Origin of the sequence: Vibrio sp. D401a, assembly GCF_030248515.1 — a bacterium.
GTDB classification, from domain to species: domain Bacteria; phylum Pseudomonadota; class Gammaproteobacteria; order Enterobacterales; family Vibrionaceae; genus Vibrio; species Vibrio rotiferianus.
Genome location: NZ_JAHGAI010000035.1, coordinates 73,772 through 94,883, shown reverse-complemented (window position 1 = coordinate 94,883; position 21,112 = coordinate 73,772). Strand labels below are relative to the sequence as shown.

Below are 21,112 nucleotides of genomic sequence, written 5' to 3'. Positions count from 1 at the left end.
AGTGCTGTGTTATGACTGAATCTTTGCTGCCAAACATCCTGCAATTTATTGGGCAAATCGACCCATTCGACAAGATCCCAAAACCCGCCTTGCGTGAACTCGCATCGCACGTGCAGATTACCTACCTTGGCAAAGGTGAAGTCATTGACCAATGCGCGACAGGCCAAGAAAAGTCACTCTACATCATACGTACTGGCTCTATGGAGCAAAGAAAGTCCGATGGTGTGCTACGTGCGAAACTGGGGCCAGAAGACATCTTTGGCTTCACCTTTCTTGGCAGCCAAATCGACAGCACGAAGGGCTACCGTGCCATCGCGATTGAGAACTCACTGGTTTACGTGATTCCCAACTCGGCGCTTAAAAAACTGTTCGAAGCCCACCCTGAATGTGCAGAGCACTTTGCTTCTCAAGCGCAAGTTCGTTTGAAATCTGCTCTGGATGTGGTGTGGTCAAACAAAGAGAAAGGCTTGTTCATTCGCCGCGTTGGCGAAGTTGCCAGCGGTCGCGTTGCTGTGGTGACTGCCGACCAGTCGATTCAAACCGTTGCAAACGAGATGTTGACCAAATGCTCGCCATGCGCCGTGGTTTACGAGAACGACAAAATCGTAGGCTTGATTACCGACCGCGATATGACCAAGCGTGTTATCGCACAAGGGGTAAGTACTGACCGCCCTATTTCTGAAGTGATGACGCACGATCCGCAAACCATCAAACCGGATGATCTCGTCCTGCATGCCGCATCGATGATGATGCAGCACAATATTCGCAACCTGCCATTAGTAGAAAACAACAAGGTCGTCGGCGTGCTTACTACGACACACCTTGTGCAAAACCACCGTGTGCAAGCCATCTTCTTGATCGAGAAAATCAAATACGCAGGCAGCGTGAAATCCCTGTCGAGCTTTACCCCAGAGCGCCAAGCGATCTTTGAAGCGCTAGTTGATGGGCACGTTTCACCGGAAGTCATCGGTAAAGTGATGACGATGATCATGGATGCCTACACGCGTCGCTTGATTCAAATCGCGATTGATAAACTTGGTCCACCGCCATGTAAGTTCTCATGGATCGTGGCAGGCTCTCACGCTCGTAACGAAGTCCACATGTTGTCGGATCAAGACAGCGCGATCGTCCTTGCTGACCACGCGACAGAGAACGACCGAATTTACTTCAAGCATCTTGCTATGATCGTCAGTAACGGCCTTGCAAGCTGTGATTACCCTTTGTGTCCAGGCAAATTTATGGCCGCAACGCCAAAGTGGTGCCAACCTCTGAGCGTCTGGAAGAAGTACTACAAAAAATGGGTTGCCAACCCAGAATACGAGCGCTTGCTAAACATCAGCGTGTTCTTGGAAATTCGTACCCTTTACGGCAATAAAGATTATGAGAGCATCTTGCGAGATGAACTGCATACCAACATTCGCAGCAATCGTGAGTTCCTCTCCATGCTTGTGAACGATGCGGTGAACACCAACCCACCCTTGGGCATCTTCAACAGTTTGGTTTTGGAGAAGTCGGGTGAGAACAAGAAGACGCTCGATGTGAAGAAGTACGCCATCAATCTGATCATTGATTTGGCGCGTATTTATGGTTTGGCGGTTGAGTGTGATTTAACGGCAACCGACGAGCGTTTCAAGGCCGCGAATGAAGCGGGCGTATTGAGTGAAGATGCTTACAAGAACATCCTTAACGCCTACCAGTTCATCTTGTCGTTCCGTTTTGGTCATCAGTTAGAAGCACTGAAACGCGGTGAAGAGCCAAATAACCACATCGATCCAAATACGTTCGGTAGCTTTGAACGCCAGCACCTGAAAGACGCCTTCCGCATTATTGCTGATTTGCAGGAAGCGGCGAAAGTGCGCTTTGGGAGCCGTTAATGAAGCGAATCCTAGAACACTTTCATCCTTGCTCGCGTCTGAATCGAAAGCGCGAGCAATACGTGAAACAGACAACCATGCCAGAGCACATCAAAGCGCTGGTTCAAACACCACGTCTGGAAGCGGCACAATTTGCACAAGACGCCAATTACATTGTGCTGGATTTGGAGACAACCGGCTTAGACAGCGAAGAAGATTTGATTTTGTCGATCGGTTGGGTAGACATTGCGAATGGCAAAGTGGATCTGGCCACCAGCCAACACATGTACATCAATAGTGATTCGCAAATCAAACCAGAAACCGCGGTGATCAACCATATTACGCCGCAAATGCTGTCCGAAGGCGTTTCAATCCATGATGCCATGCGTGCATTTTTCCATGCTGCCAAAGGCAAGATCTTGGTCGCTCACGCTTGTGTGGTCGAAACCCAGTTCATCAATCAGTATCTACAGCGGGTGTTTAAACTCAGTGAACCACCGTTGGTTTGGCTCGACACCATGTGCATTGAAAAGCATCTACAGAAAGCGATTAATCCTCGTGACGAAATTGATGTCACTCTCTCAGGTACTCGCGCTCGCTATGGGCTGCCTGAGTACAACGGACACAATGCGTTAGCGGATGCGGTCGCGACGGCAGAGCTGTTGTTGGCACAAAAAACTCGCATTACTCCTCAAGGAAAAACCACCATCGGTACCCTTTATCGATTGAGTCTCTAACTCTCTAACCATTCCAATATGAAAAAATCTGATGTCTCTAGCGCCATCTTCCTTTTGGTGGCGGCGAACTTGGTCGCGTCTCTTTCCGACGTGTCCCTCAAAATGCTTAATGGCGAAGTGCCCACTTTTCAATACGTCTTTATTCGCCAATTAATCAGTCTGGTGTTGCTGTTACCTCTTTGGCTTCGTTTGGATAAACGAGAACGTCAAATGGGATGCGATTGGATCACCTTCTGGCGTGCGCAATTGATTTTGATAGGCAGTGCCAGCGCTATGGTAGCAATCACCCATCTGCCATTGGCGACAGCGAATGCGATTTTCTATGTCGGTCCACTATTGGTGCTGCCGCTCTCGGTTATCTTCCTTAAAGAAAAACCTTCTAAGGGTAAGATTTTCGGTACTTTGATTGGTTTTGGTGGCGTCTTAATTGTGCTTCGTCCCGAACATTTCCATTGGGCTGCAATCATTGCGCTCGGCAGTGCGCTTGCTATCGGTGTGGGCAACATCCTTATTCGTCGTATGCCACAAGAGCAGCCTTTGGTGTGCACCTTATTTTGGACAACGTTAATGACATTACCAGTAGCTTTATTGCTCGCCTACCCTCAATGGCAAGCCATTACTTGGCAACACCTGATGTGGATTGTGGCGATTAACTTGTTTGTACTTGCTTACCACGCCTTGGTGGTCAAAGCGTTTAAGCGTGCACCTGCGAGCCAGATTGCACTGGCTGAATATTCTGGACTGGCATTTGTGACATTGTTCGGCGTGATGTGGTTTGATGAAATACCTGACTTGTTTACCGCGCTCGGGATCATCCTGATTGTGCTGCCGATGATGCCCCTCAATTGGCAGCGTTTGTTGGGTAACAAACGACAACCCCAAACCGTTCAAGAAACGCAGTAAATAAGAAAAGTTACCAACCGAAGTGGACTAAACATCGATCATGCGGACGTTTTTAGGTTCATGTTGATATGCTCTTGTACTGAAATCTTGGAAAAACCATACAAAAATAGCCCGCTTCGGGGGCGGGCTATTGGAAAGAATCTTAATTTATTTGTGGCTTGGATTAGAAGCTGTACGTCACACCAACACGGCTACGTAGCTGACGTGATGAGCTGTCATCACAAGAGCTGTTACATTGAACGTTACCGAATTCTACGTATGGACGCCAATCCCAACCTTTCTCTTTGTAGCCAAGTTTAAAGTTGTAGTCCCATTCGTACTTACCATCGCGGTTACCTAGCTTCCACTCATCGCTGAAGAAATCTTCTTTGTAGTTTGCTTCAAAACCAAATTGCCAAGCGTTCCAGTTGTAATCGATGTTACCCGTGATTTTACTCGCGTTCAGTGAATCGTGTTGTTTGCCGTCTAGACCTGTTGATGTTTTACCAGATGCGTAGTTGCGGAACTCGTGACGGTAGCGAAGCTTGGTTGTGATACCAGAATCAAATTTGTATTGAACACGAACCTGAGGTTTGTACGTTACGGCTTCGTCACCAAAGGTAATTGGCATCGATGTGGTTACACGCCAGTTGTTATCAAATTTGAAGTGGTAGCCGTATTCGAATTCGCTATCACCACGCTGAAGCTCGCTTAAGTTACCAGTGTGCTTCATCTCTACGCCGTAGTAATGGTTACCTGTGCTGCCACCAATTTTGATACGACCTGCCCACTGCTCTGAATCGTGTTTGTATTCTTCACGGAAGTCTAGTGACGCGGCTGAAATGCTACCTGCAAAAAGGGTTGTCGCGATCGCTAAAGCAATTTGTTTTTTAGAAGTCATAGTAGTGTTCCACTGTAAATAAATTGTATTTCAAAGTGACGACGCGCATACACGCCGCCCTTTTTAGGGTTTTATTGTTTTGGGTAAAGCAATTCGATATCGCGCTGAGCCCAAACTTCTGCCAAGTTCTTCTTCACTGTGAAGCGGCTAAAGTCAGTTTCGGTTGCCAGTTTCACCCACTCAGGTTTCTCCATCGCCACACCTGCTTTTAGGTAAATCGGTGTCATGCGCTCTACGCGGCGTGGATTGTCTTTCGCGGTGTATGGCCAGTCAGACGCAGGATCTTGATAAGTCGCCATTAGCTGAATACCTTGCGCTAATGAGCCACCTTTCTTGTTTTGGTAGTGCCATAGGTCGATGCCCACTTTGTCGCCGATTTGAGCGATGCCGACCAATGGATCTAAACTGAAGTAGTGGTAGTGGTATGCACGAGTACGTTCGATTTCATGAGGCTGAGAGCCGTCTTTTTCGAACTGAGTGTCTACGCGCATCTTGCCTTTTTGAACCATCTGTTTTGCGAGAGGCTCATTACCTAAGAAGTAAGCAATACTGGCGACTTGGAAGTCATACCAAGTGCCGTGGTTGTTTGCCGCAGCAGCTTCGCCTTTCGGGCCACCTGATAGATCGTCAACAATCAACCAATCTAAGTATTCGCCGTACCACTGCGTGATTTGCTGTTCGTCTTTATCCGTCCAAGCAGGAGAAAGCGAAAGGATGGCGATCGAATCCAGCATGCGATCGGCCAGAGTACGCGTATCAATAATGCCGCCGCGACGACCTTCTGCACGACCAGGTACACCCTGACCGTAATTCACGTTCGGGTTCATCTTAGTTTCATCATTCATGAACCAAGTACGAACGTATTCGATACCTTGTTTTGCGTATTTCTCGTCTTGGCTGAAGTAATAAGCCAATGCCAATGCGCGAACAGAACGAGTGAAGTGACCAATACGTTTAGAGTCTGTTTCAGCTGTTTTGGAGGCTGGGTTAGTTTTGCCATCGTGACGAACCCAAGGAAGACCATCTTCTTTCGATTCATCTGGCCACCAGTACGGGCTGATGCTCATGTAATCGTTTTTGCTACCGCTTGGTGGCGTCATACCTTTCGCTGTTACCGTGAACGGGCCATCTTTCATCGCCAGTTCTGCTTCTTCAATAAGACGGTCGTACGCGTCTTTCATTGAATCGCTCGCTTTATCTGACTGTAAAACAGCGCGGTTTTGTTCAAGCGTTGCTTCATCAAGGAACACAAAGTCTGCAGCAAGAGTGTTAGCACTGAAAAGAATGGCGCTGAGGCAGGTTGCTAGATGTAGAGGTCGTAGGGGTTTCATTATTATCGGCCTTATATCTTGAGTTAAAATACTACAAATATAGTACCTAGCCGATGTTTAGCGTTCTGTGAATTAGATCTAATTGTATGATTTATCCACGCTATCAAACTTTGTTACAACCACCAAAGCTTACATTAACTTATTGATATTAAATATATTACCGATATTTACGGCTCATTAATTGTCTTAATATTTAGGCTAAAAATGTGCTCTACCGCATATTTTGGCACCAAATGAGTTCATTTTTATTTGTCATACAATATAATCATTTCAAGTTTTTGAGACACAGAACATCAAATTGTTATTGACGCGCTCTTTTTCGTTCTGCCCTTTTCTACATAGAGTCCAATAACAGGTTAAGCATCGCTTGGTTATAGAGACGAAATGAGAAAGGCCGCGACTATATAAGCAGAGGTCACTTATGTCAGGCTGAGGCATAAGTGGATAGAAGAAATAAGTAAGTAGAAGAAATAAGTAAGTAGAAGAAATAGTAAATAGAAGCAAGGTACAGCGAACAAGATGGATGCGACCAGTGAAACTTTCAACATTGAAGAATACTGTTTTGTCATCCCTACTCGCTGTTGCTCAAGTCTTGATGGTTCTAAGCAGCTTGTTGTTACTTCCAACGGTTGTGGTTCTCATTGGACTTAAATGGCTGTAGCGGTTTATCTTTTGTAACAGACACTTATAGAGACAAATCAACAGCCTGGTTTCGCTATCAATAGGTAGCAAGCCAAGGAAAACGCTTAATTGGTTATGACTAATTGAGTTTTTAGGAGTAGTTACTTAAGTGGGAAATGTTTAATACCAATCGGCATAAGTAAAGCGCCGAGATCGATCAGACGAGGATGATGACTTGTGTCGATTGGTATAGTTGCTCCCATATCATAACAACACTTTACAGAGCCTAGCTTTGTTGAACTTTGCAATGATTGTCGAAGATCTTACAGCGTAACGTGCTTAGCAGCGATGAGAGATATACCCCTCGAGTATCTTTCAGCTACATCCAGAACCTCGTTTCACTGTTCTATTGCAATCCAACAGAGCCCTTGGCTCAGACGGTATCAATACCGTTTTTCGCCCACGCATTACAGGCATGTCGTGGGCGTTTTTTTATCTGCAATAGTCATACAAATCTGACAATACTTCACACCTTCTTACGCCGTTATAACCCTTATTAACTAAGGCTATAAACGCTATTGAACCAATCGAGTGCACGCCAAAGGCATTGATAACTTGTCGTGATATTGAGTTGGTGCACCCTTCCCCTTTTGAGTGCAATGTCAATATCCGATCATGATCACTTGTATGATTATTGAAATGACCCATTCCGGATCATTCGTCACGCTTTTGAGTTATTGTACTACAAATAAGCAAACTGATAGTTAGTATTGCCTCAAGACATTAAATAACGATCAAAAGGTCTAAAGATGGAACTCAATACCCTTATTGTAGGCATCTACTTTCTATTCTTAATTGCAATAGGTTGGATGTTCAGAACGTTTACCAATACGACTAGTGACTATTTCCGAGGCGGCGGCAACATGCTTTGGTGGATGGTTGGTGCAACGGCCTTCATGACGCAGTTCTCTGCATGGACGTTTACTGGTGCTGCTGGTAAAGCTTATAACGATGGTTTCGCGGTTGCGGTTATCTTCCTAGCAAACGCATTCGGTTACTTCATGAACTTTGCGTATTTCGCACCAAAGTTCCGCCAGCTACGTGTAGTAACGGTAATTGAAGCGATTCGTATGCGTTTCGGCACCACGAACGAACAAGTCTTTACTTGGTCTTCCATGCCAAACAGTGTGGTATCTGCTGGTGTTTGGTTGAATGCACTGGCGATCATCGCTTCTGGTATTTTCGGCTTTGATATGACAGCAACCATCTGGATTACCGGTTTGGTGGTACTGATGATGTCAGTGACGGGTGGCTCCTGGGCAGTTATCGCGTCTGACTTCATGCAGATGGTGATCATCATGGCGGTAACGGTAACTTGTGCAGTTGTTGCGATCGTTCAAGGCGGCGGCATTACTGAAGTCATCAGTAACTTCCCTGTTGCAGAAGGCGGTTCTTTCGTCTCTGGTAACAACCTGAACTACCTAAGCATTTTTAGCATTTGGGCGTTCTTCATCTTTGTTAAGCAGTTCTCTATTACCAACAACATGTTGAACTCTTACCGCTACCTTGCAGCAAAAGACTCGAAAAACGCGAAGAAAGCGGCATTGCTAGCGTGTGTTCTAATGCTAGGCGGTGTATTCATTTGGTTCATGCCTTCTTGGTACATTGCGGGTCAAGGCGTTGACCTATCAGCCGCTTACCCAGATGCAGGCAGCAAAGCAGGCGACTTCGCTTACCTTTACTTCGTGCAAGAGTACATGCCTGCGGGTATGGTTGGCCTTCTCGTAGCAGCAATGTTTGCCGCGACCATGTCTTCAATGGACTCAGGTCTAAACCGCAACTCTGGTATCTTCGTTAAAAACTTCTACGAACCAGTGATTCGCCGTGGCCAAGCATCAGAGAAAGAGCTGGTAACGGTATCGAAAATTACCTCAACGGTTTTTGGTATTGCCATCATCCTGGTTGCGCAGTTTATCAACTCACTAAAAGGCCTGAGCCTGTTCGACACCATGATGTACGTTGGTGCCTTGATCGGCTTCCCAATGACCATCCCTGCATTCCTAGGCTTCTTTATTAAGAAAACGCCAGACTGGGCTGGTTGGGGCACGCTGATTGTCGGTGGTCTTGTCTCTTACGTTGTTGGTTTCGTTGTCACTGCTGACATGGTTTCTTCAGCATTCGGTCTTGAGCAGCTTACTGGCCGTGAATGGTCAGACGTTAAAGTCGCGATTGGTCTAGTTGGCCACATTACGCTAACGGGTGGCTTCTTCGTTCTATCAACGCTGTTCTACAAGCCTCTAAATGAGAAACGTCAAGCAGACGTAGATAAGTTCTTCGACAACCTATCAACACCACTTGTTGCTGAATCTACAGAGCAGAAAATTCTTGATAACAAGCAACGTCAAATGCTTGGCAAACTTATCGCAGTCGCTGGTGTAGGCGTAATGCTGATGGCGCTACTGCCAAACCCAATGTGGGGACGCTTAGTCTTCATCTTGTGTGGTGCCATTGTTGGTGGCGTTGGTCTACTACTTGTTAAAGCGGTTGACGACAACGGTACTCAAACCCAACAAGCAGTAACCGAAAGCTAAATCTACCTTATGAAGCGGTTGTACACAGCCGCTTCATTCTTCCCTTATCACTCAGGTCTATTTGTTTACTTTTTTGTTAAGTCCGTTGCGGTTGAGACATTAAATAACCAGCGAATTTAACAAAGAAATAATCATACAAAACAAGCGAAATGTATAACCAAAGTTTCTTGTTGAAACGATAAGCGAATGTGATTAACGGGGTTCCATACTGACAAAACTCACCATAAGTTATTGAATAATATATTTTAAGTTCACAACCATCAGTTTGTGTAGATAGAAGCAGAAGAATGTACTGGGTCAAGCAGATTTCCAGTATTAATCACCTCATCACACAATTGAATTATTGTAGTACAAATAAATAATCGAACGGATAATATATCCGGCAGAAATCAATGACTATGAGAAGGTCGAAAAATGGAACTCAATACCCTGATTGTTGGCATCTATTTCCTATTCCTCATTGCGATAGGCTGGATGTTTAGAACATTTACAAGCACCACCAGTGACTACTTCCGCGGGGGCGGCAACATGCTGTGGTGGATGGTAGGCGCAACGGCGTTTATGACCCAGTTCAGTGCTTGGACATTTACTGGTGCGGCCGGTAAAGCGTACACCGATGGCTTCGCTGTAGCGACTATCTTCTTAGCGAATGCGTTCGGTTACTTGATGAACTACCTGTACTTCGCACCGAAATTCCGCCAGCTGCGCGTTATCACGCCGATTGATGCGATTCGCATGCGCTTTGGTCGCTTTAACGAGCAAGTATTCACTTGGTCTGGCATGCCAAGCAGCGTGATTTCTGCGGGTATCTGGTTGAATGGTTTGGCGATCATCGCATCGGGCATTTTCGGCTTCGATATGACAACCACCATTTGGATCACGGGTTTAGTGGTACTGATGATGTCCGTAACGGGCGGCTCTTGGGCGGTTATCGCATCTGACTTTATGCAGATGGTCATCATCATGGCAGTAACAGTGACGTGTGCTGTGGTTGCGGTAGTAAAAGGCGGCGGTATTGCAGAAATCATTGCGAACTTCCCTGTTCAAGAAAACGGGACTTTTGTAACGGGTAACAACCTGAACTACCTCAGTATTTTTGGTATCTGGGCAGTGTTCATTTTCTTAAAGCAGTTCTCTATCAACAACAACATGTTGAACTGTCACCGTTACCTAGCGGCAAAAGACTCTAAGAACGCGAAGAAAGCTGCACTGCTTGCGTGTGTACTTATGACAGTGGGCGTATTGATTTGGTTTACCCCTTCTTGGTTCATTGCAAGCCAAGGTGTTGACCTATCAGCGCATTACCCAGAAGCAGGCTCAAAAGCGGGTGATTTTGCTTACTTGTATTTTGTTGAGCAATACATGCCAGCGGGCATGGTTGGTCTGCTGATTTCAGCGATGTTTGCAGCGACGATGTCGTCAATGGACTCGGGTTTGAACCGTAACTCAGGCATCTTCGTGATGAACTTCTACTTGCCGATTCTGCGCCCGAACGCGACAGAAAAAGAGCTGATGATCGTATCGAAAATCACCTCTACCTTCTTCGGCATCGCGATCATCTTGATTGCTCTGTTCATCAACTCGCTAAAAGGTCTGAGCCTGTTCGACACCATGATGTACGTTGGCGCGTTGATTGGTTTCCCAATGACGATTCCTGCGTTCTGTGGCTTCTTCATCAAGAGAACACCGGACTGGGCTGGCTGGGGCACATTGGTGGTAGGTGGCATCGTGTCTTACACGGTTGGTTTTGTCATCACACCGGAAATGATTCAAAACTGGTTTGATCTTCAGCCTCTAACAGGTCGTGAATGGTCAGATCTAAAAGTTGCGGTTGGTTTGATTGGTCACTTGGTGTTTACCGCAGGCTTCTTTGCTCTGTCGACACTGTTCTACAAACCGCTTGAAGAGAAACGCCAACAAGACGTTGACCGCTTCTTCAATAACTTAGCAACACCGTTGGTTTCTGACTCAACGGAACAGAAAAAACTGGATAACAAACAACGCCAAATGTTGGGTTCGTTGATTGCGGTGTCTGGTGTGGGTGTGATGGCGATGTTCTTACTGCCTAACCCATTCTGGGGACGCATGATTTTCGTGTTCTGTGGTGTGATTGTTCTTGGCGTCGGCGTGGCGCTGATGAGAGCAGTCGATGGCAACGCAGAGCGCGCTTCTGAGGGGGCTCCAATAACGGAGAACTCATAACGAGAAACAAGCGGTTGAGTATTCAACCGCTTTTTGTGCTTCTACAAAGAGATACATTATGAAAAAAACAATGCTTGCTGGCGTGGTTGCCGCGTCCATTTCTGCCCTAACCCTAGTAGGTTGTAACACTTCACCTTCTCAAACGACGGAAGCTGCGGCTCCCGCTGTTGTTGAAACCGCGGTGAATGACATCACTCGCGATTACTTGCTTGCTACGGATCGCTTAAACACAGTGGATGGCAGCGCACTTGAAGCGCAATCAGCAGACGCTGTGCAAGCATTGAAACAACAAATGGAGAATGCCGTAGACGGTACAGCAATTACGATTCCTGCGGGTAAATACGCGGATCTTGATATCGTCACGGTAAAAGCCAATGACATTACCATCAAGGCGGAGCAACCTGGCAGCGTTTGGCTAACGGGTTTGGCTCAGCTTCGCCTTGAAGGTAACAACATCACTGTCGACGGTTTGGTATTTACCGAAGGCGGCCCTGCTGAACGTTTCGGCGGCGTGCGTATGATGGGTAACAACAACACTTTGCAAAACTCTACGTTCTACTACTTCAACCACGCTTACGAATACCAACCGGACGAACGTCGCTCGGAATACCCGAAATACTTGTGGGTTTCACTTTGGGGTAAAGATGGCAAGGTGATCAATAACCGTTTTGAAGGTAAGCAAAAGCGCGGCACGTTAATTGGCGTACAAAAAGACGACACACCAGATAACCACCTTATTGCTAACAACATTTTCTTGGACCAAAAACCAAACCAGTTCAATGAATTCGACATCAAAGAAGCGATTCGCTACAACGGCAACAGCTGGGAAGCGATTCGAATTGGTGACTCTAAATCTTCTCAATGGGCATCAAACTCTAAGTTCACCAACAACCTGATGATCGATATGGATGGTGAGCGCGAGCTGATTTCGATTAAGTCAGGCGGCAATGAAATCTCTGGCAATACTATCTTTGAAAGTGCTTCTCTGATTTCTCTTCGTCACGGTAAAGCGAACGTGGTGAAAGACAACGTGATTCTAGGTAATGAAAAACTGCTGACTGGCGGTTTGCGTATTTACGATGAAGACCACGTGATTGAGAACAACTACATCACTGGCACGCGCGGTCGTGATGGCAAGATTGAAGGCAATGCAGATCTGCGCGGCGGCATCGTGATCAATACCGGCATCATTGATGTAGCAAACGGCGAGAAGCTCGACCAAGCAGTGAAAGGCAAAGAGCTCAACAAACAATGGACACCAAAGAACATCACCATTCGTAACAACACCCTTGTAGATACGGAATGGGGCATTGTCTACGGCAACCAAACGCACCGTGTGAGCCTGTTCAACAACAGTGAAGTGAAGAACATTTTCGCTGGCGTAGACGTTCACTTCGACAGCAACGTGGTTGATAACCACCAGCAAGAGCAATTCGTGAGTGTACGCGCGACAGAAGAGTTGCCGCTGGTGAATCCTACCTACAACAACGAAGTCTACGTCGGCACGGTGACTAACGCAGAACAAATCGCTTCTTACTCGGTAGAGCTACCAAAAAGCGAACAAGTGAAAGGCTTTACTCAATACCAAGGCGTTGGTGCAGATACGAGCAAGCTATCTGTGGTAACGGCGGAAACAGCAGGGCCTGATTACCTCCTTTCAAACGCTCAAAAGTAATTCTGCTTTAGAGTTTGCTTCCAGTCTGGTGATACAAGCCAGACTGGTTTTCCTCTCCTTTCACTAGTAACCCCACAATAACTGAAGAAAATTTCACCACCCTACTGTCTCCCAAGATTAAGTTGTGGTTTAATTGTATGACAATTATAAAACTCTTTTCTTTTGCTGCGGATACACTCATGGATGCTGTTTTACATCAGTTGCAATTCTCGTTGTCGATCACGGGCCCCATCTGCTTAATGTTGGTGCTGGGTGTTATCTTCAAACGCATTGGGCTTATCAACGACAACTTTATCGAAGTCGGTTCTAAACTGGTGTTTCAGGTCACGCTACCTGCGATGTTGTTCTTGAGTATCGTCGTCTCCGAGCATGATTTCTCTGCGGCTAGCGGCTTCGTCAATTACGGCATTGTTGCCAGCATCGCGTTTTTCATCTTCACTTTTATCTCCGTCAAACTGTTCTTCAAATCTTCACCCGACCAAGGCGTTTTAATCCAAGGTGGCTTTCGTGCCAATACGGGCATCATCGGCATTGCGTATGTGGCGAATGCTTACGGTTCACAAGGTGTCGCTCTGGCTGCGCTTTATGTTGCGGTGACCACCTTTATCTATAACGTGCAAGCCGTGATTTGTTTGTCTCCGAAAGGGGCAACGTCTGGATCTCAAGCCGCCAAAATGATGGTGAGAACCTTAACGCGCAACCCACTGATCATCGCGATCGTCTCTGGCATGGTGTTCTACCTTCTGTCGATTCCGGTTCCGGATGTGGCGATTGATGCCGGTAACTATCTATCAAAGATGACGCTTTCCCTTGCCCTCTTGTGTACCGGTGGCTCACTCGATTTAAGTTTGATGAAGAAAGAGAAAGGACCGTCTTGGTTTGCCAGTAGCTACAAACTGATCGTCGCCCCTATTGTGATTACCACAGGCGCGTATTTAGTCGGCTTTAGAGGGATTGAGCTTGGCATTCTGTTCTTTATGAACGCCTCTCCTGTGGCGGCAGCAAGCTATGTGATGGCTCGTTCGATGGGAGGAAACTCCGTCTTAGCAGCGAACATCATTGCTTTAACAACCGTGCTTTCAACAGTGACTTGTACCGTAGGGATTGTGATTCTGAAAGCGTATGGTTTGATTTAACAACAAAGCCTCGCCAACACAAAAGCTCGGTAGACGCTTAGGGATGATTGGCTAAGGTCATTTTACGGACCAAACGGAAGAATTCATCGGATTCCTCCTCCGTCAGACAAGAGAAGAAATCTTGCTTGAGGTTAGTCATGATGCGGTGCACTTTGCGTACCGCTACTACCCCTTCTTTGGTGAGTGTCAGAATCTTTAATCTCTGATTGGTTTCGCTCTTAGAAACTTTAACAAAGCCTCGTTTCTCTAAGTTATCCACCATGCGTTTTGCGACGCTTCGCTCCGTTAGTACCGCATCCGCCAACTCTTGCTGGCTCATCGGTTGAAACTCTTCTAACGCCGCCAATGCACTCGCCATTTCCAACGTCATTAAGTCCTGACGCGATAGCTCTGCTTGGGCACGATTGCGGAAGGTTCGGTTCATCACGCTGCACACAAACATCGGGCTTTGATCCAACACGGATATCGGAGAAATCTTCTGATCTTTCATACTTGCCTATTCTACTTTCGGCTTTGTTTTCATTTGGATAGTACTGCGTTTACAAGAGATTCCCGACTACGCTCCTTCGTCGCTTTCGGGAATGACGAGAAACATAACCGGGAGAACAACACCCCGTCATTCCGACGAGCCTAGGCGAGATCAGGAATCTAACTCCCACACGCTCTCACTCAATATTTCACATCAAGTCACGGCACTCGGTGAGCAGATTCTGAATCACGCTCGTCCCTCGCTGTTCAGAATGACGTAAAAATTAAACCTCAAACCCAAACTATCCAATTGAATCCAAAAATAAAGGACGCCGAAGCGCCCTTTTCTGTACTTATTAGCAATAGTATAACTTAGTCTTTAGCGCTAAGTCCTACTCTTGGCTTGCCGTTGGCTGTGAAGTAGATTCCACTTGCTCTTTTTGTGCTTCTTTTCTTGCGCGGCGGTCAAACAAACGCTCAACCACAACGAAGAACACAGGTACGAAGAAGATACCAAGCAAGGTCGCACTTACCATACCGCCAAGTACACCTGTACCTACCGCGTTCTGACCCGCAGAGCCTACACCCGCACTAATCGCTAGCGGTACTACGCCAAGACCAAACGCAAGTGAGGTCATGATGATCGGACGAAGACGGACACGTACCGCGTGCAGCGTTGCTTCAATCAAGCCCGCGCCTTTCTCGTAGTATTCCTTCGCAAATTCCACAATAAGGATCGCGTTCTTCGTTGCTAGACCAACAGTGGTCAACAAGCTAACTTGGAAGAATACGTCGTTATCCATACCGCGAGTCATGACCGCAAGTACCGCTCCTAACACACCTAGAGGTACAACAAGCACAACCGCGAATGGTACTGACCAGCTCTCGTACAGTGCAGCTAGTACAAGGAAGACAACCAGAATCGACAGCGCGTAAAGCATCGGTGCTTGGTTACCAGACAGACGTTCCTCGTAAGAAATACCGTTCCAGTTCACCGTAAAGCCAGGAGGCAGTTTTTCTACCATGGCTTCGATTTCTGCCATCGCTTCACCGGTACTTACGCCCGGAGCCGCGCCACCTTGGATATTCATCGCAGGTAGACCGTTAAAGCGTTGCAATAGCGGAGAACCGTAAGTCCACTCGCCCGTTGCGAATGCCGAGAATGGCACCATTTCACCTTGTGAGTTACGCACATACCATGAGTCGAAGTCTTTCGGCTGCATACGATATTCAGAATCACTCTGCACCAATACTTTCTTCACGCGTCCGCGGTCGATGTAGTCGTTGATGTACGCGCCACCCCATGCTGAAGACAGGATTTGGTTTACATCATTGATGCTCACATCCAGCGCACGCAGTTTCACGTGGTCGATGTTTACTTGGTACATCGGCGCATCAGCTTGGCCGTTTGGACGCACGCCCACTAGTTTCGGGTTCTGTGCTGCCATACCCAGGATTTGGTATTGAGCCGCTACAAGCGCCTCATGACCGTTACCGGTTGAGTCTTGTAGGTAGAAATCGAAACCAGTCGCGTTACCCAGCTCTTGAATCGCTGGTGGCGCAAATGCAAACACCATTGCTTCTTTAATCGTTGAGAAATAACCCATCGCACGACCTGTTAGCGAAGCCGCATCCGAACCCGGGGCTTCACGTTCTGACCAATCTTTCAGACCGATAAACGCCATACCCATGTTCTGACCTTGACCCGCGAAGCTGAAGCCCGCTACAGAGAAGACCGATTTAACGTTGTCCTTTTCTTCTTCTAAGAAGTAATCACGAACTTTTTCTAGCGTCTTTTCCGTCTGCTCTTGAGTCGAGTTCGGTGGCAAGATTGCCATTGAGAATACGGTACCTTGGTCTTCATCCGGTAGGAACGACGTCGGTAGGTTCATGAACAACCAACCTGCACCCGCACTCATCGCCATGAACACCAATAGCATGCGACCCGTGCGTTTTAGCATTTTCGCTACGCCCGCTTCGTAACCCGCCGTTGCTGCATCAAACTTGCGGTTGAACCAGCCGAAGAAGCCTTTCTTATCTGAAAATTCCGCATCGCCTTTTTTCAGTAAGCTCGCACAAAGTGCCGGAGTAAGAATGATCGCCACCAATACCGATAGCGTCATCGCCGCTACGATGGTGATAGAGAACTGACGGTAGATAACGCCAGTTGAGCCCGACATAAACGCCATCGGTACGAATACCGCAGATAGCGTCAAACCAACACCCACTAGCGCGCCAGTGATCTGCCCCATCGACTTCTTGGTCGCTTCTTTTGGGTCGAGACCGTCTTCGTGCATTACGCGTTCCACGTTCTCAACCACAACGATCGCATCGTCCACCAGCAAGCCGATTGCCAGAACCATCGCAAACATGGTTAAGGTGTTAACACTAAAGCCGGTCGCGTAAAGGATCGCAAACGTACCTAGCAGTACCACCGGAACCGCAATTGTTGGGATGATCGTCGCACGGAAGTTCTGCAAGAACAGGTACATGATCAAAAATACCAACACGATCGCTTCAAGCAGTGTCTTGATTACTTCTTTGATCGATGCATCAACGAATGGCGTTGTCTCAAACGGGTAAGCGATCTTCAAGCCATCTGGGAAAGTCGCACTCAACTGACCAAGACGTTCTTTTACTGCTTCTGCTGTTTCTAACGCGTTCGCACCAGTACCTAGCGAGATACCAAGACCAGCTGCCGGAAAGCCGTTGTACTGACCTTTGATGTCGTAGCTTTCTGCGCCGCGCTCAACACGCGCTACGTCTTTCAGGTAAACGTTCGAGCCGTTCGCTTCTGATTTCAGAATGATGTTTCTAAATTCAGCCACGCTGGTTAAACGGCTTGCAGAAGAAATCGTCGCGTTAAGCAACTGACCAGACTGAGCAGGCGCTGCGCCTAACTGGCCAGAAGAAACCTGAGCGTTCTGCTCACGAATAGCGTTCGCAACGTCGATTGCCGTTAGGTTGAACTGAGTCAGTTTGAATGGGTCGAGCCAAACACGCATTGCGTATTGAGAACCAAACGCTTGCACTTGACCTACGCCCGTTACACGGCTGATCGGATCTTGAATATTGGTAACAACAAAATCACCGATGTCATTTTCCGTGAAGTCAGGGTCTTCAGAGTAAACCGCCACAACCATCAAGAATGAGGTGTTAGATTTGTTTACAACGATACCTTGGCTTTGTACTTCCATTGGAAGTGATGTCATCGCCAATTGCAGCTTGTTCTGCACCTGAACTTGCGCGATATCTGGATCAGCTTCGCTATCAAACGTCAGCGTGATGGTTGCGTTACCAAACGCATCACTGCTTGAGTTTAGGTAACGCAGGTAGTCCAGACCGGTCATGTTTTGCTCGATAACCTGAGTCACAGAGTCTTCTACGGTTTTCGCAGAAGCGCCAGGGTAACGAGCACTGATAGAGATCGTGGTCGGTGAAATCGTTGGGTATTGAGAAACCGGCAAGTTGAACAAGGACATCACGCCCGCCAACATAGTCAGAATCGCAAGTACCCAAGCAAATACCGGACGATCGATAAAGAATCGTGCCATGATTATGCCTGCTCACCTGATTGAATGGTCACTGGGCTACCAGGTCGAACCATTTGAAGCCCCGTCGTAATAACTTTGTCACCTGCTTTTAAGCCTTCAGTGATGCGCCACTGGTTATCGATAGATTCCGCTGTCGTTACCGGAGTAATCGTCACTTTATTGTCTACACCCACTGTCATAACCGATGCTTTGCCCGTTGCGTCACGAGTTACTGTGTTTTGCGGGATAAGAATCGCCACAGGATCCACACCAACGGTTACTGTTGCACGCACAAACATGCCTGGTAGCAATAAACCATCCGGGTTCGCGAATTCTGCACGTAGCGTTACGCTGCCAGTACTTTCGTCTACGTTTACCTCAGTAAACTTCATTGTGCCTTTGTGTGCGTAAGTCGAACCGTCTTCAAGTGTTAGTGTTACTTGAGCGGACTCGTCTTTTTGCAAATGGCCTTGTGACATCGCTGCTTTCAAACGAAGTAGCTGCGCAGAAGATTGCACGATATCAACATTGATTGGGTCTAGCTGTTGGATAGTCGTCAGCGTCGCTGCTTGGTTTGCCGTTACCAGCGCACCCGCCGTTACGTTTGACTTGCTGATCACACCACTGATTGGCGCTTTCACTTGTGCGTAAGACAGATTAATCTTCGCTGTGTTGATCTTCGCTTTTGCTACCAACACTTGTGCTTTCGCTTCTTTGTAAGCCGCTTCTGCCTCGTCAAGATCTTGCTGACTGATAGACTTCTTAGTGATCAACGCGCGGTAACGACGAACGGTTGAGTACGTCGATTCTTCAGATGCTTGCGCGCGAATAAGCTCCGCTTCAGCACTTAGCAGATCTGCTTGGAATGTAGAATCATCGATCTGGTAAAGCGACTGACCTTTTTCGACCACACCGCCCTCAACGAAGTTGCGCTCTGAAATAATGCCTGTTACTTGCGGACGAACTTCTGCTTCTTTAAACGCTCGGCTACGACCTGGTAATTCTACCGTTAATGCCTGATAAGTCGGTGCTACCGTCATCACGGTGACTTCAGGAGTTGGCGCTGGACCACCTTGTGCTTGTCCCTCTTGGCTTTGCTCACATCCCGCCAATAAAAGGCTCGACGCAATCAAAAGCGATAGCGTGGTTCTACGTGTCATGAAAATTCTCTCTTCCTAACTAAAAAATCTGGCTTTATTTGAAGCCAGCAAATATTAGTCGGGATGATAATTACTCAATGTTGTACATACAACAAAATTTACCGCTCTTTACGATAGACAAAAATGTTTGTTTGAAAGCTGTTATTGAACTCTCAATTTAGGTGATTTTTTATTGGAAAAACCAATTTTCTGTGAGCAATCAAAGTGAGTTTTTTCTCAATAAAAACAAGAAAAAAGAATGGACAAAACAAGAGAATTCGTAACAAAGAGATGGGGATGACCTAAAATAAAGCCCGCACAAGGCGGGCTCAAAAATTAGAATACCGACAGCAATAAATTAAACTCGGAACTGACTCACTTGTTTATCTAGTTGTCGCGTTTGTTCAGATAGCATAGACAGTGATTGCTGTGCTTGATTCACAACATCTACAATCGAAGTGCTGCTGTCCGCTATACCTTGCACGTTTCTGTTTACGTCATCGCTCACGGTACTTTGTTGGCTAGCTGCAGTCGCGATGTGGGTATTCATCTCGTTCATTCGCGCAATCGCGTTTAGGATTTCAGCTAGTGAATCACTTGCATGTCCAGCAGAACTAATGGTTTCTTCGCTGCTTAGTTGACTGCCTTGCATAACTTCTACTGCCTGCTTGGCGCCAGACTGAAGCTTCTCAATCATAGATTGAATTTCTCCAGTACTTTGTTGAGTGCGGCTAGCCAGTGATCGAACCTCATCCGCTACTACCGCAAAACCACGTCCTTGCTCACCTGCACGAGCTGCCTCAATCGCCGCATTCAATGCTAGTAAGTTCGTCTGCTCTGCAATACCGCGGATCACATCCAACACTGAAGCAATGTTGCTTACGTCGTTATCCAGTGTATTGATAACCTCACTTGCACTTTCAATATCTGTTGCAAGTAAGCGAATCGATTGAACAGTCTTATCCAAAGTAATATTGGTATTTGTCAGCTCTTCGTTTGCAGTGTGACTTGCCATTGCAGCTTCCGTTGCACTGTCACTTACATTTTTGCTTGTCACTTGCATCTCATGGACAGCCGCCGCTACGGCTTCGCTGTCTTTTTGCTGATGAGAAGTCGAATCAGCGATAGTGCTTGTTAACTCGTTAAGATGGGACATTTCATTTCGTAGCGTAGTCGTACTTTCAATAACTTGAGACACAGTGACCTGGATTTTGGAAACAAACTCATTGAAAGCACCTGCCAACTGGCCAATCTCATCTTTCGCGTTCATATTAATTCGCTGACTCAAATCACCATTACCAGAAGCAATTTCTGTCATTGCCTCTTTAATATTGTTGATTGGTTTCATTACAGTACGAAGCAGCAAATACATCATGCCTAGTGCCGCTAAAATAACAACCACGATACCAGCTTCAAGAATAACTTCTGCACGGATCGTCGCATCCGATATTTGTTGCTTTAAGGTTTTCTGTTTTGCTTCTAAAGCATCTTTAACGACATTTAGTTGTTCTCGAACCGCGCCAAATTGCGACTCATATTTAACATTGTTCTCTGCATAAATCTCTGCCCATTGAGATTGCGGTTTGGTAATTAACTCTTCATAACTCTGTAGCCATTGCTCACCCAACTCAACAAGCTTCCGCACTTCAGAACCATGGCTAAGAGGCATAATTCCTGTTTCAGACAGCTCTTGAGCTTTCTTCATGCGAGGCAAAGCTTTATAAGCGTTATCTTTGTATTCAAATAGGTGATGATCAACTTCCTCTTGAGTTTCTGCTAAGGCTAGACCTTGAATCGCAGAAGTCGCTTGGTATAAATCTCGGTAAGCATCTTCAATAGTGAATAAATTAGGGACGACTTGTTCATTTAACATTTCACTAAGTTCTGTCTGCTTCCACATAGTGATTACATTCAAAACAGAGCTGATAGTTAGTAATGCGATCATTAATGATAGAGGAAGCACTATCTTCTGCTTTATTGAGAGGTTGTTGAACATGATTAGAATACCTTCGGTTGTTGCTCAAATCTCGGGCGATTATATCA

The 21,112-nt window shown here is 46.6% G+C and carries 13 protein-coding genes; 7 read left to right on the top strand and 6 right to left on the bottom strand.

What is annotated here, in order from left to right; all coding sequences use genetic code 11:
• The first annotated feature begins 11 nt into the window (after positions 1-11).
• Genes KIV41_RS14470 through KIV41_RS14460 form a run of 3 tightly spaced genes read left to right on the top strand, consistent with a single transcriptional unit; the run spans position 12 to position 3,493 of the window.
• A complete protein-coding gene (locus KIV41_RS14470) occupies positions 12-1,874 on the top strand; it encodes a putative nucleotidyltransferase substrate binding domain-containing protein (RefSeq protein ID WP_285336884.1) in 1,863 nt (620 codons plus the stop codon).
• Entirely contained in the window at positions 1,874-2,590 is a 717-nt protein-coding gene (locus KIV41_RS14465; RefSeq protein ID WP_041055069.1) for a 3'-5' exonuclease, read from the top strand. Before KIV41_RS14470 ends, KIV41_RS14465 begins: the two co-directional genes overlap by 1 nt.
• 18 nt (positions 2,591-2,608) lie before the next feature.
• Complete coding sequence (locus tag KIV41_RS14460) at positions 2,609-3,493, top strand: DMT family transporter (RefSeq protein ID WP_285336882.1); 885 nt, start codon at positions 2,609-2,611, stop codon at positions 3,491-3,493.
• A gap of 163 nt (positions 3,494-3,656) precedes the next feature.
• Here the strand turns inward: KIV41_RS14460 and KIV41_RS14455 are convergent, their stop codons facing one another.
• Both KIV41_RS14455 and KIV41_RS14450 read right to left on the bottom strand, forming a co-directional pair.
• Positions 3,657-4,373, bottom strand: a complete 717-nt coding sequence (locus KIV41_RS14455; RefSeq protein WP_020195684.1) for an oligogalacturonate-specific porin KdgM family protein — start codon at positions 4,371-4,373, stop codon at positions 3,657-3,659.
• Between the two features lie 71 nt (positions 4,374-4,444).
• Positions 4,445-5,704 (bottom strand): alginate lyase family protein, encoded by a 1,260-nt coding sequence (locus KIV41_RS14450; RefSeq protein WP_032802640.1) that lies wholly within the window; start codon positions 5,702-5,704, stop codon positions 4,445-4,447.
• A 1,430-nt stretch (positions 5,705-7,134) separates the two neighbouring features.
• Here KIV41_RS14450 and KIV41_RS14445 point away from each other — a divergent pair.
• The 4 genes from KIV41_RS14445 to KIV41_RS14430 all read left to right on the top strand — a co-directional run bounded on the left by KIV41_RS14445 (position 7,135) and on the right by KIV41_RS14430 (position 13,929).
• Entirely contained in the window at positions 7,135-8,916 is a 1,782-nt protein-coding gene (locus KIV41_RS14445) for a transporter (protein WP_285336879.1), read from the top strand.
• Between the two features lie 414 nt (positions 8,917-9,330).
• Entirely contained in the window at positions 9,331-11,118 is a 1,788-nt protein-coding gene (locus tag KIV41_RS14440) for a transporter (RefSeq protein WP_285336878.1), read from the top strand.
• A 58-nt stretch (positions 11,119-11,176) separates the two neighbouring features.
• Positions 11,177-12,793 (top strand): polysaccharide lyase 6 family protein, encoded by a 1,617-nt coding sequence (locus KIV41_RS14435; RefSeq protein WP_285336877.1) that lies wholly within the window; start codon positions 11,177-11,179, stop codon positions 12,791-12,793.
• A gap of 179 nt (positions 12,794-12,972) precedes the next feature.
• Positions 12,973-13,929, top strand: a complete 957-nt coding sequence (locus tag KIV41_RS14430; protein ID WP_285336876.1) for an AEC family transporter — start codon at positions 12,973-12,975, stop codon at positions 13,927-13,929.
• A 37-nt stretch (positions 13,930-13,966) separates the two neighbouring features.
• On the opposite strand, the gene KIV41_RS14425 is transcribed toward KIV41_RS14430, so the two are convergent.
• The 4 genes from KIV41_RS14425 to KIV41_RS14410 all read right to left on the bottom strand — a co-directional run bounded on the left by KIV41_RS14425 (position 13,967) and on the right by KIV41_RS14410 (position 21,065).
• Complete coding sequence (locus KIV41_RS14425; RefSeq protein WP_285336874.1) at positions 13,967-14,419, bottom strand: MarR family winged helix-turn-helix transcriptional regulator; 453 nt, start codon at positions 14,417-14,419, stop codon at positions 13,967-13,969.
• A gap of 370 nt (positions 14,420-14,789) precedes the next feature.
• On the bottom strand, positions 14,790-17,951 hold the full coding sequence (locus KIV41_RS14420) for an efflux RND transporter permease subunit (protein ID WP_285336872.1): 3,162 nt from the start codon (positions 17,949-17,951) through the stop codon (positions 14,790-14,792).
• A 2-nt stretch (positions 17,952-17,953) separates the two neighbouring features.
• Positions 17,954-19,090: an efflux RND transporter periplasmic adaptor subunit gene (locus KIV41_RS14415; RefSeq protein ID WP_071235656.1), complete on the bottom strand. Its 1,137-nt coding sequence runs from the start codon at positions 19,088-19,090 to the stop codon at positions 17,954-17,956.
• Positions 19,091-19,427: 337 nt separating this feature from the next.
• A complete protein-coding gene (locus tag KIV41_RS14410) occupies positions 19,428-21,065 on the bottom strand; it encodes a methyl-accepting chemotaxis protein (protein ID WP_285336869.1) in 1,638 nt (545 codons plus the stop codon).
• Positions 21,066-21,112: the final 47 nt, after the last annotated feature.

Excerpts from the sequence above, each read along its gene's own strand:
- KIV41_RS14450 (WP_032802640.1), bottom strand. The coding sequence starts at position 5,704 with ATGAAACCCCTACGACCTCTACATCTAGCAACCTGCCTCAGCGCCATT.
- KIV41_RS14440 (WP_285336878.1), top strand. The coding sequence starts at position 9,331 with ATGGAACTCAATACCCTGATTGTTGGCATCTATTTCCTATTCCTCATT.
- KIV41_RS14425 (WP_285336874.1), bottom strand. The coding sequence starts at position 14,419 with ATGAAAGATCAGAAGATTTCTCCGATATCCGTGTTGGATCAAAGCCCG.
- KIV41_RS14470 (WP_285336884.1), top strand. The coding sequence starts at position 12 with ATGACTGAATCTTTGCTGCCAAACATCCTGCAATTTATTGGGCAAATC.
- KIV41_RS14445 (WP_285336879.1), top strand. The coding sequence starts at position 7,135 with ATGGAACTCAATACCCTTATTGTAGGCATCTACTTTCTATTCTTAATT.
- KIV41_RS14410 (WP_285336869.1), bottom strand. The coding sequence starts at position 21,065 with ATGTTCAACAACCTCTCAATAAAGCAGAAGATAGTGCTTCCTCTATCA.
- KIV41_RS14460 (WP_285336882.1), top strand. The coding sequence starts at position 2,609 with ATGAAAAAATCTGATGTCTCTAGCGCCATCTTCCTTTTGGTGGCGGCG.
- KIV41_RS14415 (WP_071235656.1), bottom strand. The coding sequence starts at position 19,090 with ATGACACGTAGAACCACGCTATCGCTTTTGATTGCGTCGAGCCTTTTA.
- KIV41_RS14420 (WP_285336872.1), bottom strand. The coding sequence starts at position 17,951 with ATGGCACGATTCTTTATCGATCGTCCGGTATTTGCTTGGGTACTTGCG.
- KIV41_RS14430 (WP_285336876.1), top strand. The coding sequence starts at position 12,973 with ATGGATGCTGTTTTACATCAGTTGCAATTCTCGTTGTCGATCACGGGC.
- KIV41_RS14435 (WP_285336877.1), top strand. The coding sequence starts at position 11,177 with ATGAAAAAAACAATGCTTGCTGGCGTGGTTGCCGCGTCCATTTCTGCC.
- KIV41_RS14465 (WP_041055069.1), top strand. The coding sequence starts at position 1,874 with ATGAAGCGAATCCTAGAACACTTTCATCCTTGCTCGCGTCTGAATCGA.
- KIV41_RS14455 (WP_020195684.1), bottom strand. The coding sequence starts at position 4,373 with ATGACTTCTAAAAAACAAATTGCTTTAGCGATCGCGACAACCCTTTTT.